The organism is Ramlibacter sp. AN1133, assembly GCF_037890035.1.
Classification (GTDB): Bacteria; Pseudomonadota; Gammaproteobacteria; order Burkholderiales; family Burkholderiaceae_C; genus Ramlibacter.
On sequence record NZ_JBBKTQ010000012.1, the window covers coordinates 91,884 to 106,685 of the forward strand.

The following is a 14,802-nucleotide window of genomic DNA, read 5'->3' on the forward strand; positions in this document are numbered from 1 at the left end:
CCTTCGCGATCTCGAAGCGGGGACGACGACATCAGGGGACGTCAGGGGTGGAAAGAGGCAAGCCATTCCCGCGCCATGCGGTCCCAGAACCGCGCCCCGAGCCCGAGGATGTCGTCGTTGAAATCGTAGGCCGCGTTGTGCAGGTTGATCCCCGGCTTGCCGTCCGCGCCATTGCCGATGAAGCCGTAAGCACCCGGCACCTCCTCCAGCATGAATCCGAAGTCCTCCGCCGTCATCGCCGGCAGCACGTCGTCGTGCGCCTGGCCCTTGCCGACCACGGCGCGCATCACCTGCGCCATGAACTGTGCTTCGCGCGGATGGTTCACGGTCGTCGGGTAGCCGGGCTTGATGATCACCTCCGCGCTCGCGCGGTGCGCCTGCGCCACGTGCGTCGCGATGCGCTGGATGCCTTCGACCAGCTGGTTGAGCGTCGCGCTGCCCAGCGTGCGGCAGGTGCCGTAGATGAACGCGTCGTCCGGGATGATGTTCTCCACCGTGCCCGATTCGATCTTGCCGACGGTGAGCACCGCGCTGTCCAGCGGATCGACGCCGCGCGAGACCAGCGACTGCAGCTGGCCGACGATCGCGCACGCGACCGGGATCGGGTCGACCGTGGTGTGGGGCTGCGCGGCGTGGCCGCCCTTGCCCCGGATGCGGATCTCGAAGCGGTTGGCCGAAGCCATGATGGGCCCGACGCGCACGCCCATCTCCCCGGCTGGCAGCGCGGGCCAGTTGTGCAGCGCGAACACGGCCTTCATCGGGAAGCGCTCGAACAGGCCGTCGTCCATCATCCGGCGCGCGCCGGCTCCGCCCTCCTCGCCCGGCTGGAAGATGAAATGGACCGTGCCGTTGAAATCGCGCTGCTGCGCCAGCAGCGTGGCGCCGCCCAGCAGCATCGCCGTGTGGCCGTCGTGCCCGCAGGCGTGCATGCGGCCCGGGTTGGCGCTGGCGTGCTCGAAGGTGTTGGCCTCCTGCACCGGCAGGGCGTCCATGTCGGCGCGCAGGCCGATCGAACGCGCGGGGTCGTCGGCATCCGGCCCCGTGCCGCGCAACGTGGCGACGACGCCGGTGCCGCCCAGGCCACGGTGCAGCGGCAGGCCGAGCGCCTGCAGCCACGCGGCGACCTGGTCGGCCGTGCGCGTCTCCTCGAACTTGAGTTCAGGGTGCGCGTGCAGGTCGCGGCGCAACCGGATGAGCTTGCCGATAGAGGGCGTGATGTCGGGAGGTGCTTGCATGGCTCGGGTGCCGCGCGACGACGGCTGCGCGGTGCCAGGGATCTTAGCCGCGGCCTGCGCGACACTGGGGAGCCGGGCTGGTCCACAATGGTTCACCGGACCCCCATGCTCGCCCGCCCCCTCATCCGCCTCGCCTTGCCCGCGGACGCGGCCGCCATCGCGGCGCTGTCGCGCGACCACATCGAGACCGGCCTGCCGTGGACCTGGCGGCCCGAGCGCATCGCCAACGCCATCCGCGACCCGGACACCAACGTGGCGGTGGCCGGCCCGCCGGACGCGCTCGCGGGCTTCGGCATCATGATCTACCGCGAGGAGGACGCCCACCTCGTCCTGTTCGCCGTGCATCCGTCCCGGCGCCGGCAGGGCATCGGCAGCGCCCTGCTCGGCTGGCTGGAGGATGTCGCGCGCACGGCCGGCTGCCGGCGCATCCGCGTCGAGGCACGGCGCGACAACGTCGCCGGCCGCAACTTCTACAGCGAGCACGGCTACCACGAGCAGGCCATCGAACGGAACCGCTATCACGCGGGCGTGGACGGCGTGCGGCTGGAGAAGTGGCTGCGGCCGCAGGTGCCGGGCACGCCCGACGGCGCCTGAGGCCGCGCACGCCGGGCCCGCAAGCACGAATCCGCCAGATCGGTTACCATGCCCTGGCTGACGTTACACAAGAGTCCGCATCTCCAGGTTTCTCTTCCCCTGCTCCCGCGTCCGCGGCGAGTCGTTGTCGAATCTCCCTCCGATGGTTTCTTGGCGTTTGCACCACGCGGCTGTTCTGCGCCGCGCGGAAATCTCCAGATGAAGGATCGACACAATGACGACCACCAACCAGACCGGTACCGTGAAATGGTTCAACGAGAGCAAGGGCTACGGCTTCATCACGCCCGATGGCGGCGGCAAGGACCTGTTCGCGCACTTCCGCGACATCCAGGGCACCGACCAGTACAAGACGCTCGCTGAAAACGCCCGCGTGCAGTTCGTGGTGACCCAGGGCGCCAAGGGCCCGCAGGCCACCAACATCAGCCCGCTGGCTGCCTGAACCCCGCAGCAGCAACACGGAGGGCCCGCGAGGGCCCTCCTTCCTGGTCGGCGCCCTTCGTGCGTCCGCCGACGAGAGCGGCAGCGCATGCCGCTCCTCAGGTCTTCCCTCCCAAGCACCTCTGGAGCCCTTCATGCGAAAACTGACCCCCCGCACCGCACCGGTGCCGGCCTTCCCCCTTCCTTCCGCCTCCCGCCGCGCCGGTCACCGGTCCGGCGAGGGGTCCGAGTCCGCGCTGCCCGGCCTGCGCGAAGATGCCGCGCAGCGCCCCGAGCAGGCGCCGGATCCCGCGGAACATCCCGCCGATCAGTGCACGCCCGCCGCCGCCCCGCTGGCAGCCCGCCTCCCCCGCACACCGGGCAGCTCCCGCGTGTCCCGCGTGCGCCTTGCCCGGGCCCCATGGACGTCCTGACATGGTGATGTTCGACCCGGTGCGCCTGCAATGCCAGGTGGACCTGCGCTACCAGGTGAACAGCGCCGGCTCCGACTTCATCTTCAATGTCCAGGTCGCGCGCACCAGGCAGCAGATGGTGCTGTGGGAATCGCTGACGATCAACCAGGGCGTGGCGCTGCAGGAATACTGCGACCCCGCGACCTCCGGCCGCTTCCTGCGGCTGCGCGCCGTGGCGGGCGAGCTCGTGCTGCGCTATGCGGCGCTGGTGGAGCAGCGGCCCGTCGGCGAGCTGCCGGCGAACATCGCCGAGACCTGGATTCCCAATCTCCCCGGCGAGGTGCTGCCCTACCTCTATCCGAGCCGCTTCTGCGAGTCGGACCTGCTGGCGCCGGTGGCCATGGCGCACTTCGGCGGGCTGTGGCAAGGCTACGGCCGCGTGGAGGCCATCTGCGCCTGGGTGAACAGCCACGTGAAGTTCACCTCCGGCAGCTCGTGCAGCACCACCACGGCGTCGCAGACCCTGGCGTCGGGGCGCGGCGTGTGCCGCGACTTCGCGCACCTGATGATCGCGATGTGCCGCGCGATGAACATTCCGGCGCGCTTCGTCACCGGCTTCGACTACGGAGCGGACCCTGCGCTGGGCCCCCCGGACTTCCACGCCTACGTCGAGGCGTACCTGGGCGGCCGCTGGTACATCTTCGATCCCTCGGGAACGGCGATCCCCATGGGCTTCATGCGGCTCACCTCGGGCCGCGACGCCGCCGATTGCGCCTACTGCTCGATCTTCGGCGACGTGCGTCCGCTGGGCCAGACCATCGAGGTGCACGCCGTGTCCGCCGGCAACGGCCTGCCGCCGCTGGAGCCGTACCGCGTCAGCGGCGCGATCTCCACCGCGGCGGACTGACCGCCAGCGGCAGCGCCCGCGCGCCGGGCCGGCGCATCAATCCAGGGACACCTTCGCGTCCCGGATCACCTTGCCCCACTTCGCCGTCTCGGCATCGATGAACGCCTGGAACTCCGCCGGCGTGGTGCCGGCCGGGATCGTGCCCATCGCATCCAGCCTGGCGCGCACCTCGTCCGTCCGCACGATCGCCGCGATCTCGTCGGCCATGCGCTTGACGATCGCGGCGGGCGTGCCCGCGGGGGCCAGCACGCCGGCCCAGGTGCTGGCGACGAAGCCCTTGACGCCCTGCTCCACGAAGGTGGGGACCTCGGGCAGGACGGGCAGGCGCTTCTCGCTGGCCACGCCGATCAGGCGCACCTTGCCCGCCTTGCCGGGGCCGATCAGGCCCTGCGCCGCATCCATGAACAGGTGCGTCTGGCCGCCCATCAGGTCGGTCAGCGCCGCAGCGGAGCCGCGGTACGGGATGTGGACCATGTGCGTGCCGGTCAGCGACTTGAGCAGCTCGGTCGACAGGTGCACCGCGGAGCCGTTGCCGCTGGAGCCGTAGCTGATCTTGCCCGGGTTGGCTTTCGCGAACGCGATCAGCTCCTTCGCGGACTTGTACGGCGCGTCGTTGTTCACCGCCGCTAGCAGCGGCGACTGGCCGATCAGCGACACCGCGACCAGGTCCTTCTTCGGGTCGTAGGGCAGCTTCTTGTACAGCGAGGTGTTGGCCGCATGCGCGGCGATCACCACCGCGAAGGTCTGGCCGTCCGGCGCGGCCTTGGACAGCATGTCCACGGCGACGATGCCGTTGGCACCCGGCTTGTTGTCGACGATCACCGGCTGGCCGAGGCGCTGCGTGAGCTTGTCGCAGATCAGGCGCGCGGTCACGTCGGTGAAGCCGCCGGGCGGGTAGCCCACCAGGACCTTGATCGGGCGCGCGGGCCAGGCCTGGGCGCGGACCAGGGGCGCCGCGACGGTGGCGGCGAGGGCGGCGGTGAAATGACGGCGTTGCATGGAGTCTCCTCGGTGTTGTTATCGGTCGTTGCTCATTCGGCGCTGATGCCCTTGTCGCGGATCACCTTGCCCCACTTCTCGTAGTCGGTCTTCACGCGCTGGGCCATCTGCTGCGGCGGCTGGAAGTTGGCGATGGCGCCGGCATTCAGCAGCTTTTCCTGCACGGCCTTGTCGGCCAGGATCTCGCCCACTTCCTTGCTGACGCGATCCACGATCTCCCTGGGCGTGCCGGCGGGCGCCAGCAGGCCGCCCCAGGACACGGCGTCGAAGCCCTTGAAGCCCTGCTCCGCGATCGTCTTGACCTCCGGCAGCATCGGCACGCGCCTGGGCGAGCCGACACCGATCGCGCGCAGCCGGCCGGACTTGATGTGCGGCAGCGCCGCGACCAGGTCGGCGTACATCATGGGCACCTGGCCGCCGATGGTGTCCGTGATGGCCGGCACCCCGCCCTTGTAGGCGATGTGCTGCATGTCGAAACCACCGAGCTGCTTGAGCAGCTCCATGCTCAGGTGGCCGAAGCTGCCGGCGCCGGAGCTGGTGTAGCTCAGTTGCCCGGGCCGCGCACTGGCATGCGTGATCAGCTTCTGCACGTCGGTCACGGTGGGCATCAGGGCGGGATTCACCACCATCACGATCGGCAGGTCGTAGACCGAGGCGACCGGCACGAAGTCCGTGAGGATGTCGTAGCCGGCCTTCTTGTACATGTGCGGGGCCAGCAGCGTCGGCGTGGCCAGCATCATGAAGGTGTAGCCGTCGCCGGGCGTCTTGGCCACCTGCGCGGCGGCGATCGCGCCCGAGGCGCCCGCCTTGTTCTCCACCACCACCGGCTGCTTCAGGCGCTCGGCCAGCTGCAGGCCCACGATGCGCGAGGCGGTGTCGGTCGGCCCGCCGGGCGGGAAAGGCACGATCAGCTTGATCGGCTTGGCCGGCCAGGCGTCGGCGGCGAAAGCAGGGGCGCCCAGCACGGGCAGCAGGCACAGGAACAGGGCGCGGCGGGTCAGCCGGGCGAGGGACAGGGAAGCACGCATGCGGAAAATCTCCTTCAGTGTTTGCGGATCACGCCATGGGCCACGAGCGTGGCCAGGCGGTCCTCGTCGTATCCGAGCAGGCCGGTGAGCACCTCGCGCGTGCCCTCGCCCAGCACGGGCGGCGGCAGGCGCACGGGCAGGCGCTCGCCGTCCATGCGGTAGGGGGGCGCCATCACGTGCATGCTGCCGGCCACGGGATGCGGCTGCTGCGTGACCAGGCCGGCGGCCTGCGCGCGCGGCGAGGTCAGGGCCTCGTGCAGACCCAGCACTTCGCCGCAGGGGATGCCGACGGCGCTCATGCGCTCCAGCAGCTCCCTGCGCGGGCGCGCGCGCATCTCCGCCAGCAGCAGCGGCACCAGCGTGTCGCGGTTCTGGCCGCGCACGAGGTTGGTCTTGTAGCGTTCGTCGGCCAGCACGTCGGGCCGCTCGATCACCTCGGTGCAGAAGCGTTCGAACTGCGCGTTGTTGCCCACCGCCACGATCAGCGGCCCGTCCTGCGCATCGAACACGCCGTAGGGCACGATCGAGGGGTGCGCGTTGCCGTAGCGCGGCGGGTCCTTCTGCAGCAGCAGCGCTTCGAGGCCGTAGTAGGCGCTGATCATCAGGCCGCAGTCGAACAGGGCCATCTCGACGTGGCGGCCGCGGCCGGTGCGCTGCCGCTCGAACAGGGCGGCCAGGATCGCCTGCGCGGCGTACATGCCGGTGAACATGTCGACCGCCGCGACGCCGAACTTCAGGGGCGGCTGCGTGGCCTCGCCGTTGATGGCCATCAGCCCGGCCTCGCCCTGGATCACCAGGTCGTAGCCGGGCCGCGTCGCTTCCTCCCCGTGCCGGTCGTAGCCGGAGACGGAGCAGTAGACGACGTCCGGCCGCACGGCCTTCACGTGCTCGTAGCCCAGCCCCATCTTCTCGGCCCCGCCGAACTTGAAGTTCTGCACCACCACGTCGCACTGCTTCGCCAGTTCCAGCACCAGCGCCTGGCCTTCGGGGCTGGCCAGGTCCACCGTCACCGAGCGCTTGTTGCGGTTCATGCTGTTGAAGTACGCCGTCTCGGTCTGGCCGACGCGCAGGCCCCAGTCGCGCGTGTCGTCGCCGCGCCGGGGATGCTCGATCTTGATCACCTCGGCGCCGAAGTCCCCCAGCACCTGCGCGCACAGCGGGCCGGCGAGGACGCGCGACAGGTCCAGCACGCGCACGCCGGCCAGCGGCAGGGCGCCCGTCATGCCGTGGCCGCCGCTTCGCGCTGCGCGGCGCGCACCACGGCCGTGGCGGCGTCGGCCGCCGTGCCCAGCGCGATGAAGCGCGCCAGGTGGTGGTCCTCGTCGCCGAGCTGGTGGTCGATCATCACCAGCCGCTTGGCGTAGTGCGGCAGCGGCAGTTCCCAGGTCATGCCGATGCCGCCGTGCAGCTGGATGCTCTCCTCGGCCACCAGCGCGCCGATGCGGCCGATGCTGAACTTGGCGGCGGACAGCGCGCGCTCGCGCGTGACGCGGTCGGCGTCCAGCGCCGCCGCGGCATTGATCACCGCGGAGCGTGCCTGCTCGATTTCCAGCAGCACATCGGCCATGCGGTGCTGCAGGGCCTGGAAGCTGCCGATCGGCTTGCCGAACTGCTTGCGCGTCTGCAGGTACTCGATGGTCATCGCCTTGGCCGTGTCCATGGCACCCACGGCTTCGGCGCACAGGGCCAGCACGCCGCGGCCCACCGCGTGTTCCAGCAGCGCCAGGCCTTCGCCCTCGGCGCCGAGCAGCGCGCTCGCCGGCACGCGGACCTGGTCCAGGAACACTTCGGCCGCCTGGCCGCCGTCGATGGTGGGGTAGGACCGCACGCGCAGGCCCGCGGTCGCCGCCGGCACGACGAACAGCGAGATGCCTTCCGCATCCGCGACGTCGCCCGAGGTGCGGGCGGACACGACCAGCAGGTCGGCCTGGCCGGCCAGCGGCACGACGGCCTTGTGGCCGCTCAGCACGTAGTCGGCACCGGCGCGGCGCGCGCTGGTGGCCACGCGCTGCAGCTCGTAGCGCGATTCGGCCTCCTCGCAAGCCAGGGTGGCGACGGATTCGCCGGCAATCAGGGCCGCGACCGCCTCGGCCCAGCGCTCGCCGCCTTGCGCGAGCGCGCTGCCCGCCAGCAGCGTGGGCAGGAAGGGTTCCAGTACCAGGCCGCGGCCCAGCGCCTCGAACACCACCGCGATGTCGAAGCCGGCGCCGCCGAAGCCGCCCTGCTCCGCGTCGAACAGGGCGCCGATCACGCCCAGCTCGGCGAACTGCTTCCACTGCGCGCGGCTGAAGCCCTCGGGCGAGGCCGCGATGGCATGCCGCGCCTCGATCTTGTACTGCTCGGCGACGTAGCGCTGCAGCAGGTCCGCCAGCATGCGGCGGTCGTCGGTGTGGTCGAAGTCCATCGTCGTTCCTTCCTTACAGGCCCAGGATCATCTTGGAGATGATGTTCTTCTGGATCTCGTTGGAGCCGCCGAAGATCGACAGCTTGCGGTTGTTGAAGTACTGCAGGGCGGCGAAACTCGCCTCGGCCGGGCCGACCGGCTCGCCCTCGTAGCCTTCGTCCAGCGCCTCGTCGATGACGGGCAGCGCGTACGGGCCCATCGCGCGGCGCGTGAGCGAGTTCAGCTCCTGGCGGATCTCGGTGCCGCGGATCTTGAGCATCGAGCTCTCCGCGCCCGGCACGCCGCCGCCGGCCACCGCCGCGATCACGCGCAGGTTGGTGGTCTTCATGTTCTCCAGGTCGATCTCCACCTTGGCCAGCCGCGCCGCGAACAGCGGGTCCTGCGCCAGCGGCTTGCCGTTCTTGCGCACGCGCGACGCGATCGCCTTCAGCCGCTCCAGCGCGGCCACCGAGAAGCCGACGCCGGCGATGTTGGTGCGCTCGTAGGTCAGCAGGTACTTGGCGCAGGTCCAGCCCTTGTTCTCGCCGCCCACCAGGTTCTCCACCGGCACCTTCACGTCGGTGAGGAACACCTCGTTGACCTCGCGCTCGCCTTCCAGCGTGACGATGGGGCGCACCTCGACGCCGGGCGCGTTCATGTCGACCAGCAGGAAGCTGATGCCCTCCTGCGGCTTGGATTCGCGGTCGGTGCGCACCAGCGCGAACATCATGTTGGCGTGCTGGCCCAGCGTGGTCCAGGTCTTCTGGCCGTTGACGATGTAGTGGTCGCCCTGGCGCACCGCCGTCGTCTTGACCGAGGCCAGGTCCGAGCCGGCACCCGGCTCCGAGTAGCCCTGGCACCACCAGTCCGCACCGGCCAGGATGCGCGGCAGCCAGTAGCGCTTCTGCGCTTCGTTGCCGTACTTGATCAGCACCGGGCCCAGCATGTTCACGCCGAAGGGCACCGTGCGCGGCGCATAGGCCAGCGCGCAGTCGTGCTCGAAGATGAACTTCTGCACCGCGTTCCAGCCCGGGCCGCCGTATTCCTTGGGCCAGTGGTTCGCGAGCCAGCCGCGGGCATTCAGCAGCGCGTGCCACTCTTCCAGGTCGGCCTTGGTCAGGCGCTGGCCGGCGCGCACCTTGGCCGTGAGGCGCGCGGGCACCTCGTTGGCCAGGAAGCGCTGCACCTCGGCGCGGAACGCCTGTTCTTCGGGGGTAAAGCTCAGGTCCATGATGTGTCCTTGCGTCCTTGCCTTCAGTCGGCGGGGTGGTTCAGGCTGTCGAAGTTGCGGCCCTGCGTGACCAGCTCGACCAGCAGCGGCGAGGGCTGCCAGAACAGCGGGTCTTCCTGCGCGAACTCGCGGATGTCCGCCAGCACGCGGTCGAGGCCGATGGTGTCGGCGTACTTCATCGGGCCGCCGCGGAAGCGCGGGAAGCCGTAGCCATAGAGGAAGGTCACGTCGACGTCGAGCGGCCGCAGCGCGATGCGCTCGCGCACGACGTTGGCGCCTTCGTTCACCATCGCGGCGAGGTAGCGGCGCAGGATGTCGTCGGCGCCGAAGCGGCGCGGCTGCACGCCGGCGCGCTGGCGTTCCGCATCGATGATGGCCAGCACCTCGGGGTCGGGCACGCCGGTGCGCGCGCCCTCGGGATAGAGGTAGTAGCCGCGGCCGGTCTTCTGGCCGAACCAGCCGCGCTCGCAGATGCGGTCGGCGATCTGCACGTAGCGCGCGCGGGGGTCGCGCGTGGGCGCCTTGCGCTTGCGCGTGGCCCAGCCGATGTCGCCGCCGGCCAGGTCGCTCACCTGGTACGGGCCCATGGGGTAGCCGAAGGCGCGCACCGCCTCGTCGATCTGGTAGGGGCTGGCGCCGTCTTCCATCATGTAGTCGGCGGCCTGGCGGTACCTGGCCAGGATCCGGTTGCCGATGAAGCCGTCGCACACGCCCGCGCGCACCGGCACCTTCTTCAGCTTCTTCGCCAGTTCGAAGGCGGTGGCGACGACGTCGGCCGACACCTTGGCCGGCACCACGATCTCCAGCAGCTTCATGATGTTGGCCGGCGAGAAGAAGTGCAGGCCGATGACGTCCTGCGGCCGCGAGATGCCCGCCGCGATGGCGTCGATGTCGAGGTAGGAGGTGTTGGTGGCGAGCACCGCGCCGGGCTTCGCCACGCGATCGAGTTCGGCGAACACCGCGTGCTTGACGGCCATGTCCTCGAAGACCGCCTCGATCACCAGGTCGGCCCCGGCCAGCGCGTCGTAGGAGGTGCTGCCCGCGAAGCGCGCCAGCACCGCCGCCTTCGCCTCGGGCGTCATGCGCCCGCGCTTGACGAGCCCGTCGTAGACCTTCTCCACGTTGGCGCGGCCGCGCGCGAGGGAGGCTTCGTCGCGCTCCACCATCGTCACGGGCAGGCCGGCGTCGAGCACCGCCACCGCGATGCCGGCGCCCATGGTGCCGCCACCGACCACGCCCACCGAGGCGAGGGGGCGCGGCTTGGCGCTGCGCGTCTCCGGGGCCTTCGCCACTTCGCGCTCGGCGAAGAAGGCGTGCACGAGGCCGGCGCGCTGCGGGCTGTCGATGCACTGCAGGAACAACTGGCGCTCGTTGCGCAGCGCTTCCGCGAACGGCAGGTCCAGGCCGGCTTCGACGGCCTCGACGATCTTCAGCGGCGAGAACAGGCCGCGCGTCTTCTTCGCGGTGTCGGCGGCAATGCCCTTGAGCGTCGCGCGGGCGGACTCGATGTCGGCGGCCAGGACGCCTTCGCCCGTGCGGCGCACCGGGGCCCGCGTGGCGAGCAGTTGCAGGGCGTACGCCAGGCCGGCGGCCAGGGCGTCGTTGCCTTCGGCGACGCGGTCGACCAGCCCGCATTCGAGCGCTTCCTGCGCGTCCAGGTGGCGGCCGCTGAGCATCAGCTCCAGGGCCGGCTGCAGGCCCATGAGGCGCGGCGCGCGCTGGGTGCCGCCCGAGCCGGGCATCAGGCCCAGCTGCACTTCGGGCAGGCCCAGCTTCGCATCGGCCAGCGCCACGCGGTAGTGCGCGGCCATCGCGACTTCCAGCCCGCCGCCCAGCGCGGGCCCGTGGATCGCGGCGATCACCGGTTTGCGGCAGGCTTCGATGCGGTTGCAGACTTCGGGCAGGCTGGGCGGCAGCGGCGGCTTGCCGAATTCGCGGATGTCGGCGCCGGCGATGAAGCCGCGGCCCTCGCCCACCAGCAGCAGCGCTGCGATCTCCGGATCCGCGTCGGCGGCTTCGGCCGCCTGCAGCAGGCCCCGGCGCACCTCCACGCTCAGGGCGTTCACCGGCGGATGGGCGATGGTGGCGACGAGGACGGCGCCCTCGCGGCGCGTGCGGACGGCAACCGCGGCGGTGCCGGAACTGGAAGCGGGCATGGGGGTTTCCCTGGAAGATGACGCGCTCCGGATTCTGGGTTCATCAATCCGGCTTGACAATTCCCAATAGGCTGGACAGACTGTCAAACTTGGCTTGACAATCAAATGGAACTGGCCGCCCTCACCTTGCTGGTCGAGATCATCGACGCCGGCAACCTCAGCCTCGCCGCCCGCAAGCTGCGGATGACGCGCGCCAACGTCAGCTACCACCTGGCCCAGCTCGAAAAGGACGCCGGCGTGCAACTCGTGCGGCGCACCACCCGGCGGGTGGAACCCACCGAGGTGGGCCGGCGCCTGTACGAGCATGGCCGGCGCGTGCGCAACGAGATGCTGGCCGCGCGCGAGACCATCGCGACCTTCGGCCAGGGGTTGCAGGGCCGCGTCGGCCTCTCGGTGCCGAGCGGCTTCGGCGAGCTGGTGATGTCGCAATGGCTGATCGAGTTCAAGCGCCAGTTCCCGGGCATCGTGCTGGACGTGCTGTTCGAGAACCGCGCCGACGTGCTGCGCGACGAGGTGGACATCGCCGTGCGCGTGATGGCGGAGCCGCCGCCCTCGCTGGTGGCGCGCGACCTGGGCAACGTGCGCTACATCGCCTGCGCCTCGCGCGAGTACGCGGCGCAGCACGGCGTGCCGACGCAGCTCGCGCAGCTGGTGACCTCGCCGGTGATCACCTCCGGCGTGCAGGGGCGGCAGCTGCGGTTGCGCGCCTACCGGGAGGGCGAACGCGAGGACGCGATCCTGGAGCCGACCCTGATCTCCGAGCACTTCCCCTTCCTGCGCAAGGCGATCCTCGCCGGGCTGGGCGTGGGCATCGTGCCGGACTACGTGGTGAAGGACGCCGTGGCCAGCGGCGAGGTGCTGACCGCGCTGGACGACCATCGCCTGAGCATCTTCGGCACCAGCATGTACCTGCTGTACATGCCGGACCGCCACCAGATCCGCGCGGTGCGCACCTGCATCGACTTCCTGCTGGAAAAGGCACGCTCCCTGGACTAGCCCAGGCTCCTATCCATGCAGCCGGCGCGAGTCCTCCGGCGCCTGCGCTCGGTCCTCGAGGCCGTAATCGCGGATCACCGAAGCGATGCGCAGGTGGTAGTCGCGGAACATGGTCCTGCGGCCCGCGGCCTGCGCGGCGCGGTGCGCCTCGAGCTGGCGCCAGCGCGCCAGGCATTCCTCGTCGCGCCAGAAGGACAGCGACAGCAGCTTGCCCGGCGTGGTGAGGCTCTCGAAGCGCTCGATGGAGAGGAAGCCCTCCATCTTCTCCAGCTCGGCCCGCAGGCGGGCAGCCCAGTCGAGATAGGCCTGGCGGTGTTCCTCGTGGGGCCAGACTTCGAAGATGACGGCGATCATGGGGGGGACTCCTCGCGCTGAGAGGGGAAGTGTAGGCTGGCGCTGACGCGCGAAGCGGAGGAAGCCCAGCGATCGCGAGCGCCAGCGCAGCGCTGGGGTTCACGCGCTTCGCGGTTCACCACCAGCCTACGAAGTCCGCACCTGCGCCAGCAGTTCCTCCAGCACCCGCAGCACCAGCTGCGGCTGCGTCATCTGCGGGAAATGCCCGCTCCTCTGCGCGATCACCTGCTGCCCCAGCGGCGACAGGCGCGCCAGCTCCTGCTGGTTGGCGCGGCGCGCGCCCACCGCACCGGGCGACATCATCCCCGCCCTCGGCGTGAGCCCGCCCGTGATCACGCGCAGCGGCACGTCCGGAAACGGCCCCGCGGCCTCCAGTTCGCGCACCGTGTCCTCCACGCCGGCCAGCTCGGCGTGCAGGTTGCGGCGGAAGAACGCGTTCGGCAGCGCCAGCAATCGCGCCAGCGCCCGCTCGATCTGCGTCTCGTGCTTCTTCAGGGCCACGTGATCGCCGGGATGCGTGGCCTCGATCAGCACCACGCCGGCGACTTCCCGCGGATACAGGCGCGCGTACAGGTTCGCGAACAGGCCGCCGAGCGAGTGCGCCACCAGCACGTAGGGGGGACCCAGGCCGGTGGACGCCAGCAGCTCGCGCAGCGATCCCAGCACGAGCGTTCCCGTCTGGCGGCCGCGGGGCGCATCGCTGCCCTGCAGCCCGAAGCGGTTCCATCCCAGCACCCGGCCGATGCGCTCGATGCCGGGATAGAGCGCCTCCCAGCCCTTCAGGCTCATGCCCGCGCCGCTGAAAAGGACGATGTGCGCCGGGCCGTGCCCGGACAGGATGTAGCCGAGGCGGCCGCTGCGCGTCTGCCGAGCACGGAGCGCAGGAAGCCGCGCACGGAGCGTCGGGGCGAACTGCGGCATGCCCCGCTGGCCCGCTCAGGCCCCGCCGTTGCAGGCGTCCACCTTGCCGGTGGAGGGCTTGTCGATGGGCGCCTGCTCACCGGGACGCAGGGTCCGCGGCCCGTCATCGGGCTGCACGTTCGCGTGCCCCGCGGGCGGGTCGGAGCGGCCTTCGCTGCCGCTGGGTACATCGAAGGAGGCGCCCGGGTCCTCCTCGCCTGCCACCGACTCCTGCAGGTCGAGGGGATCGCCGGGACGCGCGTGGGCCCTGGAGCCCGTCGTGGAATCTTGCTGCTGGCCGGCCATTTGCGCCCTCGTGAGTTGCGTCCATCCTAGGCAGCACCTGCACTGGGCCGCGTAGGACGGACGCCCAGCTTGGGCGCAACCCGGCGGCGCAAGGAGCCTGGGCTGCTACCGCCCCTGCCAGGCGGGCGGGCGCTTCTGCACGAAGGCCTGCACCCCCTCGCGGAAGTCGGCGCTGCCGTAGGTGCGGCGGATCAGGTCTTCCCCCTCCGGCAGGTCGTGGCGCAGCAGCCGGTTCAGGGCTTCCTTGCTGACCTGCTGGGTCACGGGCGCGAGCGATGCGAGCTTCGAGCAGAGCTTCTGCGCGGCGGCCTCGATGCCCTCCGCGGCCACGACCTCCAGCACGTAGCCGCAGGCCTGCGCCTCCTCGGCGCCGACCATGTCGGCCAGCAGCAGCAGGCGCTGCACGCGCGGCCGCCCGAACGAGGCCACCAGCCCCGCCACGTTGGCGATCGACAGGCAGTTGCCCAGCGTGCGCGCGATCGGCACGCCGAACTTCGTGCCCGGCGTGGCGATGCGGAAGTCGCAGGTGCTCGCGATCGCCAGGCCGCCCCCGATGCACCAGCCCTGCACCACCGCCACCGTGGGCATGGGCAGGCCGGCCAGCAACTGCATGGTGCCGTCGATCTGGCGTTCGTAGGCCACGCCGCGCTCGCCGTCGAAGTCCTGGAACTGGGCGATGTCGGTGCCGGCCACGAAGGCCTCGCCGCCCGCGCCCTGGAAGCGCACCACGCGCACCGCGCGGTCCTCGCGCAGCTGCTCGCAGATCGCGCGCAGCCGCTCGTACATCGCCCAGGTCATCGCGTTGCGCGCCTCGGGGCGGTCGAAGGTCACCGAGGCCACGCCGCCCTCGATCGCCAGGTGCACCTGGCCCTTGTTCTCCATG

General features: G+C 70.8%; 15 protein-coding genes. 4 read left to right on the plus strand and 11 right to left on the minus strand.

Going from position 1 to position 14,802, the window contains the following annotated elements:
• Positions 1-41 precede the first annotated feature (41 nt).
• Positions 42-1,235: a M20 aminoacylase family protein gene (locus WG923_RS17930; RefSeq protein WP_340352345.1), complete on the minus strand. Its 1,194-nt coding sequence runs from the start codon at positions 1,233-1,235 to the stop codon at positions 42-44.
• Between the two features lie 105 nt (positions 1,236-1,340).
• Here WG923_RS17930 and WG923_RS17935 point away from each other — a divergent pair, with 105 nt between their 5' ends.
• The 3 genes from WG923_RS17935 to WG923_RS17945 all read left to right on the plus strand — a co-directional run bounded on the left by WG923_RS17935 (position 1,341) and on the right by WG923_RS17945 (position 3,566).
• Positions 1,341-1,829: a GNAT family N-acetyltransferase gene (locus WG923_RS17935; RefSeq protein WP_340352346.1), complete on the plus strand. Its 489-nt coding sequence runs from the start codon at positions 1,341-1,343 to the stop codon at positions 1,827-1,829.
• A 214-nt stretch (positions 1,830-2,043) separates the two neighbouring features.
• A complete protein-coding gene (locus WG923_RS17940) occupies positions 2,044-2,268 on the plus strand; it encodes a cold-shock protein (protein ID WP_340352347.1) in 225 nt (74 codons plus the stop codon).
• 413 nt (positions 2,269-2,681) lie between these two features.
• Entirely contained in the window at positions 2,682-3,566 is an 885-nt protein-coding gene (locus WG923_RS17945) for a transglutaminase-like domain-containing protein (RefSeq protein ID WP_340352348.1), read from the plus strand.
• Between the two features lie 36 nt (positions 3,567-3,602).
• Here WG923_RS17945 and WG923_RS17950 read toward each other — a convergent pair whose 3' ends face one another.
• The 6 genes from WG923_RS17950 to WG923_RS17975 are packed head-to-tail and all read right to left on the minus strand — an operon-like array spanning position 3,603 to position 11,363.
• Complete coding sequence (locus WG923_RS17950; protein WP_340352349.1) at positions 3,603-4,565, minus strand: tripartite tricarboxylate transporter substrate binding protein; 963 nt, start codon at positions 4,563-4,565, stop codon at positions 3,603-3,605.
• Between the two features lie 32 nt (positions 4,566-4,597).
• Entirely contained in the window at positions 4,598-5,593 is a 996-nt protein-coding gene (locus WG923_RS17955; protein ID WP_340352350.1) for a Bug family tripartite tricarboxylate transporter substrate binding protein, read from the minus strand.
• Between the two features lie 14 nt (positions 5,594-5,607).
• Positions 5,608-6,816 (minus strand): CaiB/BaiF CoA transferase family protein, encoded by a 1,209-nt coding sequence (locus tag WG923_RS17960; RefSeq protein WP_340352351.1) that lies wholly within the window; start codon positions 6,814-6,816, stop codon positions 5,608-5,610.
• On the minus strand, positions 6,813-7,997 hold the full coding sequence (locus WG923_RS17965) for an acyl-CoA dehydrogenase family protein (RefSeq protein WP_340352352.1): 1,185 nt from the start codon (positions 7,995-7,997) through the stop codon (positions 6,813-6,815). Before WG923_RS17965 ends, WG923_RS17960 begins: the two co-directional genes overlap by 4 nt.
• Positions 7,998-8,010: 13 nt before the next feature.
• The gene (locus WG923_RS17970; RefSeq protein ID WP_340352353.1) at positions 8,011-9,207 is read right to left on the minus strand and encodes an acyl-CoA dehydrogenase family protein; all 1,197 of its coding nucleotides are present in this window, start codon (positions 9,205-9,207) and stop codon (positions 8,011-8,013) included.
• 23 nt (positions 9,208-9,230) lie between these two features.
• Complete coding sequence (locus tag WG923_RS17975; protein ID WP_340352354.1) at positions 9,231-11,363, minus strand: 3-hydroxyacyl-CoA dehydrogenase NAD-binding domain-containing protein; 2,133 nt, start codon at positions 11,361-11,363, stop codon at positions 9,231-9,233.
• Positions 11,364-11,468: 105 nt separating this feature from the next.
• Here WG923_RS17975 and WG923_RS17980 point away from each other — a divergent pair, with 105 nt between their 5' ends.
• The gene (locus WG923_RS17980; protein WP_340352355.1) at positions 11,469-12,359 is read left to right on the plus strand and encodes a LysR family transcriptional regulator; all 891 of its coding nucleotides are present in this window, start codon (positions 11,469-11,471) and stop codon (positions 12,357-12,359) included.
• 9 nt (positions 12,360-12,368) lie between these two features.
• Here WG923_RS17980 and WG923_RS17985 read toward each other — a convergent pair whose 3' ends face one another.
• The 4 genes from WG923_RS17985 to WG923_RS18000 all read right to left on the minus strand — a co-directional run bounded on the left by WG923_RS17985 (position 12,369) and on the right by WG923_RS18000 (position 14,801).
• Positions 12,369-12,713: an antibiotic biosynthesis monooxygenase family protein gene (locus WG923_RS17985; RefSeq protein ID WP_340352356.1), complete on the minus strand. Its 345-nt coding sequence runs from the start codon at positions 12,711-12,713 to the stop codon at positions 12,369-12,371.
• Between the two features lie 126 nt (positions 12,714-12,839).
• Complete coding sequence (locus WG923_RS17990; RefSeq protein ID WP_340352357.1) at positions 12,840-13,634, minus strand: alpha/beta fold hydrolase; 795 nt, start codon at positions 13,632-13,634, stop codon at positions 12,840-12,842.
• 15 nt (positions 13,635-13,649) lie between these two features.
• A complete protein-coding gene (locus WG923_RS17995; protein WP_340352358.1) occupies positions 13,650-13,919 on the minus strand; it encodes a hypothetical protein in 270 nt (89 codons plus the stop codon).
• Between the two features lie 105 nt (positions 13,920-14,024).
• The gene (locus WG923_RS18000; RefSeq protein ID WP_340352359.1) at positions 14,025-14,801 is read right to left on the minus strand and encodes an enoyl-CoA hydratase/isomerase family protein; all 777 of its coding nucleotides are present in this window, start codon (positions 14,799-14,801) and stop codon (positions 14,025-14,027) included.
• Position 14,802 lies beyond the last annotated feature (1 nt).

What these genes read in the sequence shown, in the direction of transcription:
- WG923_RS17955 (WP_340352350.1), bottom strand. Translation starts at nt 5,593, where the DNA reads ATGCGTGCTTCCCTGTCCCTCGCCCGGCTGACCCGCCGCGCCCTGTTC.
- WG923_RS17990 (WP_340352357.1), bottom strand. Translation starts at nt 13,634, where the DNA reads ATGCCGCAGTTCGCCCCGACGCTCCGTGCGCGGCTTCCTGCGCTCCGT.
- WG923_RS18000 (WP_340352359.1), bottom strand. Translation starts at nt 14,801, where the DNA reads ATGGAGAACAAGGGCCAGGTGCACCTGGCGATCGAGGGCGGCGTGGCC.
- WG923_RS17965 (WP_340352352.1), bottom strand. Translation starts at nt 7,997, where the DNA reads ATGGACTTCGACCACACCGACGACCGCCGCATGCTGGCGGACCTGCTG.
- WG923_RS17940 (WP_340352347.1), top strand. Translation starts at nt 2,044, where the DNA reads ATGACGACCACCAACCAGACCGGTACCGTGAAATGGTTCAACGAGAGC.
- WG923_RS17970 (WP_340352353.1), bottom strand. Translation starts at nt 9,207, where the DNA reads ATGGACCTGAGCTTTACCCCCGAAGAACAGGCGTTCCGCGCCGAGGTG.
- WG923_RS17935 (WP_340352346.1), top strand. Translation starts at nt 1,341, where the DNA reads ATGCTCGCCCGCCCCCTCATCCGCCTCGCCTTGCCCGCGGACGCGGCC.
- WG923_RS17945 (WP_340352348.1), top strand. Translation starts at nt 2,682, where the DNA reads ATGGTGATGTTCGACCCGGTGCGCCTGCAATGCCAGGTGGACCTGCGC.
- WG923_RS17980 (WP_340352355.1), top strand. Translation starts at nt 11,469, where the DNA reads ATGGAACTGGCCGCCCTCACCTTGCTGGTCGAGATCATCGACGCCGGC.
- WG923_RS17950 (WP_340352349.1), bottom strand. Translation starts at nt 4,565, where the DNA reads ATGCAACGCCGTCATTTCACCGCCGCCCTCGCCGCCACCGTCGCGGCG.
- WG923_RS17995 (WP_340352358.1), bottom strand. Translation starts at nt 13,919, where the DNA reads ATGGCCGGCCAGCAGCAAGATTCCACGACGGGCTCCAGGGCCCACGCG.
- WG923_RS17975 (WP_340352354.1), bottom strand. Translation starts at nt 11,363, where the DNA reads ATGCCCGCTTCCAGTTCCGGCACCGCCGCGGTTGCCGTCCGCACGCGC.
- WG923_RS17985 (WP_340352356.1), bottom strand. Translation starts at nt 12,713, where the DNA reads ATGATCGCCGTCATCTTCGAAGTCTGGCCCCACGAGGAACACCGCCAG.
- WG923_RS17930 (WP_340352345.1), bottom strand. Translation starts at nt 1,235, where the DNA reads ATGCAAGCACCTCCCGACATCACGCCCTCTATCGGCAAGCTCATCCGG.
- WG923_RS17960 (WP_340352351.1), bottom strand. Translation starts at nt 6,816, where the DNA reads ATGACGGGCGCCCTGCCGCTGGCCGGCGTGCGCGTGCTGGACCTGTCG.